The organism is Parafrankia elaeagni (assembly GCF_000374165.1).
In the GTDB taxonomy this organism is placed as follows: domain Bacteria; phylum Actinomycetota; class Actinomycetes; order Frankiales; family Frankiaceae; genus Parafrankia; species Parafrankia elaeagni.
This window is the reverse complement of the sequence record NZ_KB893742.1, coordinates 40,097-51,541: the sequence shown is the minus strand read 5'-3', so window position 1 is coordinate 51,541 and position 11,445 is coordinate 40,097. Positions and strand designations below refer to the sequence as shown.

13 protein-coding genes are annotated in these 11,445 nt (G+C 70.2%); 7 read left to right on the top strand and 6 right to left on the bottom strand.

The features are described 5' to 3' along the window. Positions 1-256 precede the first annotated feature (256 nt). Positions 257-673, bottom strand: coding sequence for an organic hydroperoxide resistance protein (locus B207_RS0121960; RefSeq protein WP_018638750.1), 417 nt, complete (start codon positions 671-673; stop codon positions 257-259). A gap of 87 nt (positions 674-760) precedes the next feature. On the opposite strand from B207_RS0121960, the gene B207_RS0121955 reads away from it, so the two are divergent. Continuing rightward, entirely contained in the window at positions 761-1,225 is a 465-nt protein-coding gene (locus B207_RS0121955; protein ID WP_018638749.1) for a MarR family winged helix-turn-helix transcriptional regulator, read from the top strand. A gap of 24 nt (positions 1,226-1,249) precedes the next feature. Here B207_RS0121955 and B207_RS0121950 read toward each other — a convergent pair whose 3' ends face one another. Next, the gene (locus B207_RS0121950; RefSeq protein WP_018638748.1) at positions 1,250-2,122 is read right to left on the bottom strand and encodes an aldo/keto reductase; all 873 of its coding nucleotides are present in this window, start codon (positions 2,120-2,122) and stop codon (positions 1,250-1,252) included. Between the two features lie 698 nt (positions 2,123-2,820). On the opposite strand from B207_RS0121950, the gene B207_RS0121945 reads away from it, so the two are divergent. After that, on the top strand, positions 2,821-4,056 hold the full coding sequence (locus B207_RS0121945; RefSeq protein WP_063820955.1) for a lipase family protein: 1,236 nt from the start codon (positions 2,821-2,823) through the stop codon (positions 4,054-4,056). A gap of 42 nt (positions 4,057-4,098) precedes the next feature. Here B207_RS0121945 and B207_RS0121940 read toward each other — a convergent pair whose 3' ends face one another. Beyond that, complete coding sequence (locus tag B207_RS0121940) at positions 4,099-4,425, bottom strand: hypothetical protein (RefSeq protein ID WP_018638746.1); 327 nt, start codon at positions 4,423-4,425, stop codon at positions 4,099-4,101. Positions 4,426-4,681: 256 nt separating this feature from the next. Here B207_RS0121940 and B207_RS0121935 point away from each other — a divergent pair, with 256 nt between their 5' ends. Next, the gene (locus B207_RS0121935) at positions 4,682-5,401 is read left to right on the top strand and encodes an MGMT family protein (RefSeq protein WP_018638745.1); all 720 of its coding nucleotides are present in this window, start codon (positions 4,682-4,684) and stop codon (positions 5,399-5,401) included. Between the two features lie 25 nt (positions 5,402-5,426). Here the strand turns inward: B207_RS0121935 and B207_RS0121930 are convergent, their stop codons facing one another. Beyond that, a complete protein-coding gene (locus tag B207_RS0121930; RefSeq protein WP_018638744.1) occupies positions 5,427-5,780 on the bottom strand; it encodes a hypothetical protein in 354 nt (117 codons plus the stop codon). Then, positions 5,777-6,010 carry a hypothetical protein gene (locus tag B207_RS0121925; RefSeq protein WP_018638743.1) on the bottom strand — a complete coding sequence of 78 codons (234 nt, stop codon included), beginning with the start codon at positions 6,008-6,010 and terminating at the stop codon, positions 5,777-5,779. Before B207_RS0121925 ends, B207_RS0121930 begins: the two co-directional genes overlap by 4 nt. On the opposite strand from B207_RS0121925, the gene B207_RS0121920 reads away from it, so the two are divergent. Together B207_RS0121920 and B207_RS37085 are read left to right on the top strand one after the other, a co-directional pair. Next, positions 6,000-6,281: a hypothetical protein gene (locus B207_RS0121920; protein ID WP_018638742.1), complete on the top strand. Its 282-nt coding sequence runs from the start codon at positions 6,000-6,002 to the stop codon at positions 6,279-6,281. The genes B207_RS0121925 and B207_RS0121920 overlap by 11 nt on opposite strands. A 98-nt stretch (positions 6,282-6,379) precedes the next feature. Beyond that, positions 6,380-7,564, top strand: coding sequence for a GNAT family N-acetyltransferase (locus B207_RS37085; RefSeq protein ID WP_018638741.1), 1,185 nt, complete (start codon positions 6,380-6,382; stop codon positions 7,562-7,564). Between the two features lie 46 nt (positions 7,565-7,610). Here B207_RS37085 and B207_RS37080 read toward each other — a convergent pair whose 3' ends face one another. Further along, positions 7,611-8,012, bottom strand: coding sequence for a hypothetical protein (locus B207_RS37080; protein WP_018638740.1), 402 nt, complete (start codon positions 8,010-8,012; stop codon positions 7,611-7,613). Positions 8,013-8,513: 501 nt separating this feature from the next. On the opposite strand from B207_RS37080, the gene B207_RS0121900 reads away from it, so the two are divergent. Further along, entirely contained in the window at positions 8,514-9,101 is a 588-nt protein-coding gene (locus tag B207_RS0121900) for an NUDIX hydrolase (RefSeq protein ID WP_018638738.1), read from the top strand. Positions 9,102-9,792: 691 nt separating this feature from the next. Beyond that, complete coding sequence (locus tag B207_RS0121890) at positions 9,793-11,346, top strand: ComEC/Rec2 family competence protein (RefSeq protein WP_018638736.1); 1,554 nt, start codon at positions 9,793-9,795, stop codon at positions 11,344-11,346. Positions 11,347-11,445 lie beyond the last annotated feature (99 nt).

The following is an 11,445-nucleotide window of genomic DNA, read 5'->3' as shown; positions in this document are numbered from 1 at the left end:
CCCGCAGCCGCATCGCCAACGTCCCCCGCGGGAACGCCGCCCGCGCGACCGCCACCGTCTGCGCCGGGATCTCCGGCAGCCCCTTCGGCTGCAACGACATGTGCCCCACCTCCCGCGGCCCACGAGGCGACCCGGACCGCACAGGAGATCATGCCGCACCCACGACACCCAGCCGAATTAAGCAGCAGAGTCGCTGACGTCCACAAAGCCCACCGGCCCGCGGGCCTGGTCGCCGCGGGCCTCGTCGAAGGAACGGTCAGACGACGCTGAGGGCGACGTCCACATTGCCCCTGACGGCGTTCGAGTAGGGGCAGACCTGGTGGGCCTTCTCGACGAGGGCCTCGGTGGTCGCCTTGTCGAGGTTGGGGGCGTGGACGTCGAGCTCGACCGCCAGGCCGAACCCGCCGCTGGGCAGGGTGCCGATGGAGACGCTGGCCGAGACCTGTGATCCCTCCAGGTCGGCGGATTCGGACTGGCCGACGAGCTTGAGGGCGGAGTGGAAGCAGGCCGCGTAGCCGGCGGCGAACAGCTGCTCGGGGTTGGTGGCCCCGCCGGCACCACCCATCTCCTTGGGGATCCGGACGTCGACGGAGAGCAGGCCGTCCTCGCTCTCGGTGTGGCCGTTGCGGCCGTCGCCCGAGGCGGTTGCGATCGCCGTGTAGAGAGCATCCATGGTCTTTTGGCTCCTCGAAGTTAGGTTGTGGCCAACCATATTGTGCACAATCTAATGATGCAAGAGGTGTCTGCTACTGTTCATCCCATGGCGGACCGTCTACCCCAGCTCGAGCTGGGCAACCAGCTCTGCTTCGCGCTGTACGGGGCGAGCCGGGCCGCCATCCGTGCCTACGGGCCGGAGCTGGCCGAGCTCGGCCTCACCTACCCGCAGTACCTCACCATGCTGGTGCTGTGGGAGGCATCCGAACCACTCACGGTCGGTGACATCGGCGCCAGGCTCCACCTCGACAGCGGCACGCTCACTCCGCTGCTCAAACGCCTCGAGGATCTCGGCCTGGCCACCCGCACCCGCGACCGGGCGGACGAACGCCGCGTCCTCATCGCCCTGACCGAGCGGGGGCGGGAGCTGCGGGCCCGGGCGGCGGAGGTGCCGCTGCGGCTGTTCCAGCGCTACGGCATCGACCTGGAGACCGCCCGGGAACTCATCCGTGACCTGACGATGATCACCGAGTCGCTGCAGGCCTCCACCCGAGGGGGTGCTGAGGCCTGAGGGGTGCCGGGCGCACGGCTTCGGCTAGGTGCTGGTGCTGTGACCGGCGGGGTTCGCCAGCCGCTCAAGACGCTCCCGGTGAGCCGGTGCCAGACGTAGCTCGGCCGCGGCGATGTTCTCCTCGAGATGGTCGGGTCGTGCCGTCCCGGGAATCGGCAGGATCACCGGCGACCGGTGCAGCAGCCACGCCAGGGCCACCTGCGCCGCGGTGGCACCCAGCTCCTCCGCAACCGCGGCGACCTCGGCGGTGTCGCCGGACGCCGCCCCCGGGGCCACCGCCGCCCCCAGCGGCCGCCACGGCAGGAACGCGATCCCCGCCGCTGTGCAGGCCGCCAGCACCGGCTCGTGCTCACGGTCGATCACGCCGTAACGGTTCTGCACGCTCACGATCTCGACGATTTCCCGCGCCTGCGCGAGCTCGGCCGCGCTCACCTCGGACAGGCCTATCCGGCCCACCTTGCCCGCGTCTCTCAGTTCCCGCAGCGTGCCAAGCTGATCGGCGACAGGCACCTCGGGATCGACGCGGTGCAGCTGCAGCAGCTCGATCCGGTCCATCCGGAGCCGGCGTAGAGCCTGCTCCACCTGGTCGCGCAGGATCTCCGGCCGGCCATCCAGCCGCCACTCGCCCTGCGGGCCCGTCTGCGCGACACCCACCTTGGTCGTGATCAGCAGGTCGTCCGGATAGGGATACAGGGCTTCGGCGAGAAGCTGCTCGTTCGCGCCACCGCCATACAGAAAGGCGGTGTCGATCAGTGTCACCCCCAGCTCGACGGCCCGGCGAACCACGGCGATCGACCGCTCGCGATCGGCGCCCGGCTCGGTTGGCAGCCGCATCGCCCCGAACCCGAGCCGGCTCACCGCAAGATCCCCACCGATACGGAACGTGGTCGAATCCATCCGCTGACGTCCCTCCGCTCACGTAGATGGTAGGCGGCTCCGTCCGGTCACCCCGTATCCGTGACCGGACGGATGAGTACGCCGTGTCCTCATCGCCGCGGCCGACACTTTGGTGCTATTGCGGGCGGACGTTGCCGGCGGCGCGCAGCGCCCGGGGCCAGCCGTGGCCGTGTCGGTTCCTCGCGCCGCGCGGGATCGCCTGTGGGGGCGGGCACAGGGGCGCTGAGCTGGGAGGTTGTCGGCCGCCTGCAAGCTGCCAGGGTCGTGCCGCACGACCGGACTCGCCGGTCCTGGCGGGCTGGGACGGTGCGCGGAGCAGGTGTGCCCGGATCTGGCGTCGTCGCGGTATGGGCAAAAGGTGGCGGAATTGTTAAGGTCCGAAACCTACTCGCTGGTAGTACCGGCGGGTAACAAAATGGGGGGTGCTGCCCGGCGTGGGAAGTGATCACGACAGAACGTGCTGCTCGCAGTGGCGGCCAGCCCCCCGCAGGAAGCCCTCTCCGAACATTCCGCCGTCAGGCACCGGAACCGCCGGGCCGGTCGGTGGACCTCGCTGGCGCTCAATCTCGGTCGGGTCACCACCGGGAAACCCCGAACGCTTTCGCCGGCCGTCCCGGTGCACGTCTGTGCCCTTCCCGCCGCTCTGGTGACGTCCCCTGGTGCGTAGCCGTTCCCCTGGAGAAAGAAGGTCGATCGGCATGTGGCAGAAGTTATCCGGCCGCGGTTCACGACCGCGGAGATCAATCGGATCGATCATCGTGACGCTGGCACTCGTGATACCCGCGGCGATCGTTCCCGTCGCGATCAGTGCGGCCCCGGCCACCGCGGCCGTCGCGGCCGCCGGCGAAGGACCGGCCGGGGACGCCTTCTACATCCCGCCGTCGCCACTGCCCGCCGGTGCGCCCGGTGACGTGATCTGGTACCGCAAGAAGAGCGACGTCAGCAACGCCAGCGTCTACCTGGTTCTGTATCTTTCGCAGGACGCCCAGGGGAGGCCGAACGCGGTCTCCGGAACCATCTTCGTTCCCAAGGGCAGAAGCCCGGTCGGTATGCCCGTCGTCGCGGTCGCCTCGGGCTCGGTCGGTCTGGGTGACCAGTGCGCCCCGTCGAAGAACCCCCTCGTCAGCGTCGCCCAGAACCAGGGTTTCATCGACCAGGCACTGCGGCGCGGCTGGGCCGTGGCGATGAGCGACTACGAAGGGCTCGGCACCCCCGGGGTCCACACCTACGTGGTCGGCCGTTCCGAGGGCCACGCCGTCCTCGACGCCGTCCGCGCCGCCCAGCGGCTGCCCGCGACCGGCCTGAGCACCGCCAACCCAGTCGGCCTGCTGGGCTACTCGCAGGGCGGCGGCGCGGCCGCGTGGGCCGGCGAACTCCAGCCGACGTACGCCCCGGAACTGAACCTGCGCGCCATCTCGGCCGGCGGTGTGCCCGCCGACCTGATGGCCGTTGCCGGACAGCTCGACGGCGGCCTCGGTTTCGCCGTCCTGGCGATGGCCGCCTCGGGACTCAACGCGGCCTACCCCGAACTGAACCTGGACGGTTATCTCAACGACGCCGGCAGGACCTTCTTCGGCACCCTCGCCACCTCCTGCATCGAAAGCCTCATCGCCTACCCGTTCCGGAAGATCAGCGACTACACGACCACCAATCCCCTGAACACGCCCGCCTGGATCAACCGCATCAACGAGCAGAAACTCGGCTCCGTCCCGCCGAAGGTGCCGACCTTCCTTTACCATGCCTGGCCGATCGACGAACTGGTCGCCCGCCCCCAGGCCGAGGCGTTGAAGAACACCTACTGCGCGGCCGGCGCACCCATACGCTGGCGAAGCTACCTGGGTGAACACGCCACCACCATCTTCACCGCCCAGGGTGACGCCATCGGCTTCCTCGCCGACCGATTCGCCGGCAGACCCTTCACTCGCTCCTGCTGACCTGACGGACCGAGTCGAGCCGCCGCCCACCCGCGACAGCCGTCAACGACGACGGCGGGGACGGGTGGCCTGGCGGCACCCAGCCCGCTCCCCGTAGAGGGTTTCCTGGTGCACCGCGTCCCGTGTGTTACGCGTGCTCCCCACTCCCCATTGCGCCTCGAGGCCGACGGGGTCGGCGGGAACGTCGTGCGAGGCCTGGCTGCGCCGGGCAGTGACGTGCGTCTGGCGATGTTCCTCGCGCAGAACGACGCCGGCCGCCTGGCCCAGGACATCCGGGCCCGCGAAGGCGTCACCGGCCCGGGGTGCTGCGCACAGACGCCACCGCTGCCCGTCACCACCGTGGCGGGCGTTCCGATCGCCGTCGACCATGCACAGCCACCATCGGCCTGGACGACACCCACGCCGCGGGCTGGGGGTCGCGCGCGGCGATCGTCGGAGAGGTGGGGGAGCGTGGATGTGCCCGGCCTGGCGGGTGTGGACACAGCCGTCGTCTCCGTTGTGTCGGCACCGCCGCAGCCCGAGAGGGTGACACACGTCATACTTATTGCTGATCTAAGCATCCTTGATATGCCTCGAAGTCACTTGTTATCGTCGGCTACCAACTTAACTTGGTAGGAGGCAAACTATGGTTACCCCGGAGATCGCTCTTGCGGAAGGGATCGCGGAGGCTCTGCGTGTCTATGCGGAGGCGAAGCGGGCCGCGCTCACCCGTCAGCACCCCGCCCGCGACCAGGCCCCCGCGGAGATCGGGAACATCGCTCTGCCGACCGGTCGTGGACCCCGCCAACAGGAGATCGCCGAGATCCTGCTGATCGCCACCGAGGAGGGGATGAAGACCGCCGAGGTCGCCCGCCTGGTCGGCATGGAGCAGCCCAATGCCTACCTCACCCTGCAGGCGCTGCAGAAGCAGGGCATCGTCGAGATGGTCTCCACCACCCCGCAGCGCTGGCGGCTGGCCGCCCTGTATCGGCAGCGCCACCAGATCCTGCGCGCCGCCGAACTAGTCGGTCCCGGCGAGTTCACCACCTACGGCGACATCTCCCAGGTCGTCTACGGGCACAGCCGCGGCGGTCAGGCCGTCGGCCGCGTCGCCAACACCGCCACCGACTTCCCCCACCCCCACCGCGTGCTCACCAAGGGCGGTGCCATCCCCACCGGCTGGATCCGCCCCGATGGCACCGGCAGCCCGGACGAGGCCGCCGTGCTTCTACGCGGGGAGGGAATCGAGGTGCTCACCGACCAGGCCGGCAAGTACTACGCCCACCCCCGCCATTACATCGACGCCGACGAACTCACCCGCCGCATGAGCGAGGCCGCTGGTACGGGAGTACCGGGCGCCGCTTGATGCGCTTCCATCATCGTCTGGACGATCAGGAGCGGGACGGCGTCCCGACCCGTGGACCGGGCACGGTCTCGGCGCGCCCCGAGGGGGTCGGGGCGTTACCCGGGTTCGGTGGTGTGGAGGGGAGTGAGGAACGGGCTGGGGTGGCCGTGCCAGAAGATCGCCAGGTCATCGCGCGCCCGGGTGGCTGCCACGAAGAGCAGGGAGCGGTCGCCAGCCGGGAGTTTCCCCTGAGACGCTTGAAGTGCAGGCCCGGGGTGTTCGGGTTCTGCCGGAAGGTGCGCTGGAAGTCGTAGACGGCGCTCTCGGCCCGGCTGAGCTTGACGATCTCCTTGTCGGCCCGGTCGAGGATGCGCAGCGTCACCTTGGTCTGGTCGGTCATGACTCGCCATCCCTCCACGGGCCGAACGGATCGTCGATCTTCGTGGCGAGGTCGGCTGGCTGCCAGGCGGCCGCGGTCCGCACGATCCAGCCCTGCTCGCGGTAGGCCTTGTCCCGCGCCGCGGCCTCCGCGGCCGCCGCGCTCTCCCGCTCCGCGCCGGCGGCCGAGGAAGCAACGGCTGACAGGTCGACGGTCGACGGTCGACGAGTCGGCTCGGCGGTGTTCGGCACGGACCCGCATGCGGTCGCCGTGCGGATCCAGCCGAAGGTACCGATCGGCCGGTCGCTCTTTCTCCTCGCCTACTGCACCGCTCTCGGCCTACCGTCCGGTCACGTCGTCTACGTGGCCACGCCCACCGAGGTCCGCCGCAGCTACACCCTCGCCACCGGCATCGAGATCGTCTTCCATCCGCTGGACCTCACCGCCCCCCTGAGCGGCCTGTGCCACCAGATCGACCAGATCGCGGCCGAGATGACGAAGGGGCCCGCCGGCCCGCGGTGAGCGATGTGATGTCGAGTGCGCGGCGGGTTCCTCTGAAGGCGTGGGGTTCCTCTGAAAAGGGTTGGTGGTGATCCGGGTGGCTGTGCCAGGGTCGGCACATGGTCGACGATCTTCCTGACGGTCTGGTGCTGCGCCATCCCGGCGCCGACGACCAGCGGCGCGTCCTGGCGGTCCTGGACGACTGGTGGGCGGGTTTCCAGGGCGACGCCGGGTCGCTGCAGCGCAGCCTGCTGCTTCCCAGGCTGTTCTTCCAGCACTTCACCGACAGCAGCTACCTGGTGGAACGTGCCGATGGGCGGCTGGTGGCGTTCCTCATCGGGTTCATGTCCCAGTCCCAGCCCGAGGCGGCCTACATCCACTTCGTCGGGGTCGATCCGTCGCTGCGCCGCCGGGGTGTCGCCGAGGGTCTCTACCGCCGGTTCTTCCGTCTCGCAGCCGCCCGGGGCCGCAGCCGGGTGCAGTGCATCACCAGCCCGGGCAACGCGACCTCGCTGGCGTTCCACACCGGCCTCGGTTTCCAGGTCGAACCCGGCGACATCACGATCGACGACGTCGCCGCCCACCGCGACTACGACGGACCGGGCCTGCACCGCGTCGTCTTCACCCGGACGCTCGCCGACCAGATCTCACCACCGCGGACACCGGCCGTCAGGGACATACGTGTCTGCTTTCTCGGGGATTCCTTCACCGCAGGGGTCGGCGACCCGACGCGCCTGGGCTGGGTCGGGCGCCTGGCGGCCCGCACCGAGCGCCGGGGCGTGGATCTCACCGCCTACAACCTCGGGATCCGTATGGACACGTCGACGCGGATACGGGCCCGGTGGCGGCACGAGTGCCTGCCGCGTCTACCCGAGGAGCAGGAAGCCCGGCTGGTGCTGTCGTTCGGGGTCAACGACATGACCTGGGACGGCCAGGGCCCACGGGTCCCTCCTGACACGTCGGTGGCGAACCTCGTCGCTCTCCTCGCCGAGGCACTGCCGCTCCTGCCCGTCCTGATGGTCGGACCGCCGCCCTCGGGGGACCCGGGCAGAGACGAACGCGTCGCGGCCCTCGACGAGCGGTACGCCGCCGTCTGCGCGGAACACGACGTCCCCTACGTCGCCGTGTTCGCCGCGTTGAAAGATCAGCCGTCCTGGCGGCAGGGGATCGCCGACGGCGACGGCGCCCACCCCGCGGCGGCCGGCTACGCGCAGCTCACCGACCTCGTCTTCGACCCGTGGTGGCGCTGGCTCGAAGATCCCCGCCCGGGACGGACCCACCGCCAGGCCAGGCCACGGTCGTAGTCACCTCGGGACGCCGACCCGAGCGCCGGGCCGGCGGACCACCAGCTCAGACGATCTCGACGCCGGTTCGCCAGGCCGCGTAGTCGCGGGCGGCCCGGACCCACGGGCCGTCCACCCCGTCGGTGACCGCCCGGTACGTCCACAGGCCGGCCACGTAGGCGGCGAACGCGGTCAGCGCCTCCCCGGTGCCACCGCGGTCGCCGCGCCCGTCGGGCGGCCAGCCTGGTCGGGCCGCCGCCCATGCCTCAGCATCGCGTGGACTGTGTCCGGCCGCGACGAGCCGGATTGTCAGGAACGCGCTGTCGACCCAGCCGGCGGCCGCCCCGGGAAAACCCCAGTCGATCACGCGGAACTCGCCGTCGGTGCCGTGTACGACGGCGGCCAGGTCGTTGCTCCGTCCGCGTTTCCTCGTTCTCGTCGCCGTCCTTGCCGGATGCCGACGGCTCACCAGTCGGCTCGGTGGGGACGTGGTGGAGGAACCGGCCGGCGATCTGGCTGCAGAACGCGGTGTAGTCGCGGGTGTGGAGCAGGAACGTGTGCCACCCGACGTCGACGAGCCGGCTCGGAACGAGGCGCGTGTCCGGGTTCGCCGCGCTGGCGGCGAGGAACGCGAGCGTCTGGTCGACGATCCTGACCGCGAGGTCGCGGTCGCCGCCGACCTCGCCCGCGACCCGGCCGGTCAGTCGATCGAACAGCTCGGATCGAACCAGGAAACGGCCGGTCATGGGCACATCTGTGGACCGGGCAGATGCTCCCCGGCACCATCCCCGTCGATGAGGACCTGGCCTGCGCACAGACCGCGGCGATCCTGTCCACCCTCGCTGACCCGGCTGCCGAGGAGCACGCCCGCCGTGGCGGACGGGCGTGGCGGCGTGCCTGTGCCCGTGTGTCGCTGACGCCATGTCATGATCTCTGCGGTCTGGCTCGACGACTTCGCAGGAGGATCCTCGTGCCCATCACCGCGGCGCATATCCGGACGGTCCTGACCAGCTACGTCGCCCGTCATCCCGAGGACGAGGGCAGCCTCGCCGCGGTGTTCGCGTTGCTCGACGCCGGTGCCGACCTCACCTCCCGGCGGGAGTTCCGCGGCCACGTCACCGCCGGTGCCGTTCTGCGCGACCCCGACGGAAGGGTGCTGCTCGTCCGGCATCGGGCGTTGGACCGGTGGCTTCTGCCCGGAGGCCACCTGGAGGCCACCGACGATTCCCTGCGGGACGCCGCGCTGCGGGAGCTGTGTGAGGAGACCGGTATCGCCCGGGCAGCGGTCGTGCCCGCCGGGAGCGCGCCGGTCCATGTCGACGTCCATCCCATCCCCGCGAACCCGGTGAAGGGCGAGCCGGCGCATCAGCACATTGATGTCCGTTTCCTGGTCCATACCGCCGCTGACCTGGGGACTCTTCAGACTGAGGAGATCACCGCCGCCGCGTGGCGGCAGGTCGACAGTCTTCCCGGTGAGGCCCTGCGCACCCGCATCGCCACGACGGCCCCCACACAGCTCGCTGACACACCGGGAAGGCCAGGTCACTGTCGTTGCTGATCACCACGGCGGCGGTGATCCGCCGGTGCAGGAGGTCGAGCAGAAGATGGGAGGCGACGTTGACATCGGAGCCCTTCTCCTCCCGTTGCGCGACGGAGACCAGGAATCGGGCGTCGCGGACCGGCTGACCCGTCGCATCCTGGACCATCACCGGCCAGCCGGGTGACGCGAGCACCGGCTGGCCCTTCGGCCCCGCCACGGCGAGAGGTGCCCTGATGAGTTTGGTGATGTACCGGCCTTTGGCGATCTCGTCGACGGCGCCGGCGGCACGCAGCGCCCGCAGGTAGATCTCCTGGTCGGCGGAGCGCGACTGCGACGGCCGATCTACCAGCTGCCCTGGAGCGGAACCGCGCCGGTGAGCAGGGCGGGGGTGAGGGTGTGGCGTAGCTGCTCGGTCATCCGGACGATCTCCGGGTGCGCCGCGATCTTCTCGTCGAGCTCCTCGAGGAGCTCGACGATCGATCCAGCCGGGCCGGGTCGTCCTCACCCGCCGCCGACCGCCGTCACTCCCACGCCGGGCGGGCGGGCCGCGGATCGCCACGTGGGAGCCGCGGTTTCAACGCGAAGCACAGGTTTCTGTCCGGCTTCGCCGATGTTTCTGCGGTCTGCATCCATGTCGCCACGATTCGTGAGAGTCTGCTCCCCGGCCCGGGGGGGAAGGGGTTTCTCCCTGGCCACGGGGGGATTCGCGGTGACCAGCGCGCGCCTGGAGATCCATGTCATCAACGTCGGGCAGGGCGATTCCGTCCTGGTGGTCAACCGGGATCTGACCAAGGTCGCGGCGGAGATCAAGAAGGTCAGCGGGCTGGCGCCGCCGGCCGACCTGATCGACTATCTGCCGTACGCGGTGCAGAAAGCCGTCCCGCTGTACGGCACGGTGGTCGAGGCGCTGCTGATCGACGGCGGCTCCAGCCCGTACGGCGACACCGTCCTCACCTACCTGCGCAGGGTCGGTGTCATCCCGGCCACGGCCGCGTACGTTCCGAACCTTTCCGTGATGCTCAGCCATCACCACGATGACCACGGCGACGGGCTGGACACGCTGCTGCGGCGCAGCTACGAGGTCGTCGTCACCGGGGTCCACGCCAAGACCGGGAAGCCGACCAGCAGGAAGGAGAAAAAGGAGGAGGAGCGCTACCGGGTCGGCACGATCTACCGGCCCCAGTTCGCCGCGACGAAGGGCAAGTCGAACCCGGTGAACAAGGACCTGGCGGCGAACGTCGGCCGGGCCCGCAAGGCCACCACCGCGTACCCGACGGTGACCAGGGTCGTCACGATCGGCCCCGGTGGTCTCGAGGACACCGCGACGGCCCCGACGACGTTCACCCTCGGCAAGGGCGAGGGCGGGCTGGACATCAACGTGCACGTGCTCGCCGCCGCCCAGGGCGTCTGGGACGAGGCCACCACGAGCATCAAGAAGATCAAGACCAAGGACGTCGACCAGAACGACCGCTCGATCAGCGTGCTGGTCGAGTACGGCTCGTTCCGGTTCTACGCCGCCGGGGACATCGCCGGCAACGGCGCCGAGGCGGGCGGTAACACCGGGGCGAACAAGGCGGCGGTGGCCCACGGCGCCACGAAGATGTCGAGCCACGGCGACGTCGAGACGGTGCTCGGTCCGGCGGTCAAAGCCAGGTTCCCGCGGACGCTGACGGCGACGGCGAACGCCGCGAAGTTCCCGGTGGCCGGGCAGGTGACGGTGATGAAGGCCAGTCACCACGGCAGCATGAGCAGCAACGATGTCTTCATGATCTCGGCGCTGCGCCCGTCCATCGCGGTGATCAGCTCCGGGGTGAAGCGGCGCTTCCACGCGCACCCCACCCAGGCGGTGCTCAACCGCCTGGCGAAGTCACAGACCCCCAGGTGGGGGGTGTACCTTCCGCCCGCCCCGCCGGCGCCCCCGCCGCCCGCTCCACCGCTGCCGCCGGTCGACAACACGGTGCAGGCGATCTACGTCACCGAGATCGCCTCGAAGGCGAAGATGTCGGGCCAGAAGAAGGTCACGGCCTTCAACCTCGACCTGCGCGGCGCGAAGATCGTCGGCGACATCGTGGTGCGCCCTACGGACGAGTCGGTGCTCGCGGTGCAGGCCGCGTCGAAGTTCGGCACCAAGCTCGTCGTCCAGGTCTACGGCACCGGTGCGCAGACCGCGCTCACCACGGCGAAGGCCGCCCTGCGCCCGACCGAGACGGTCGGCACGACGCAGTACCCGATCGGCCCGGACCTCTGGGAGATCACGCACTGATCCACCGGCACCGGCACCGGCACCGGCACCGGCACCGGTCCACACCGGCGTCCACACCAACACCCGACCCAGCCTCCGGCGTCCACACCGGCACCGCAC

What these genes read in the sequence shown, in the direction of transcription:
- B207_RS0121955 (WP_018638749.1), top strand. Translation starts at nt 761, where the DNA reads ATGGCGGACCGTCTACCCCAGCTCGAGCTGGGCAACCAGCTCTGCTTC.
- B207_RS0121940 (WP_018638746.1), bottom strand. Translation starts at nt 4,425, where the DNA reads ATGGTCGACGGCGATCGGAACGCCCGCCACGGTGGTGACGGGCAGCGG.
- B207_RS0121960 (WP_018638750.1), bottom strand. Translation starts at nt 673, where the DNA reads ATGGATGCTCTCTACACGGCGATCGCAACCGCCTCGGGCGACGGCCGC.
- B207_RS0121950 (WP_018638748.1), bottom strand. Translation starts at nt 2,122, where the DNA reads ATGGATTCGACCACGTTCCGTATCGGTGGGGATCTTGCGGTGAGCCGG.
- B207_RS0121945 (WP_063820955.1), top strand. Translation starts at nt 2,821, where the DNA reads ATGTGGCAGAAGTTATCCGGCCGCGGTTCACGACCGCGGAGATCAATC.
- B207_RS37085 (WP_018638741.1), top strand. Translation starts at nt 6,380, where the DNA reads ATGGTCGACGATCTTCCTGACGGTCTGGTGCTGCGCCATCCCGGCGCC.
- B207_RS0121935 (WP_018638745.1), top strand. Translation starts at nt 4,682, where the DNA reads ATGGTTACCCCGGAGATCGCTCTTGCGGAAGGGATCGCGGAGGCTCTG.
- B207_RS0121930 (WP_018638744.1), bottom strand. Translation starts at nt 5,780, where the DNA reads ATGACCGACCAGACCAAGGTGACGCTGCGCATCCTCGACCGGGCCGAC.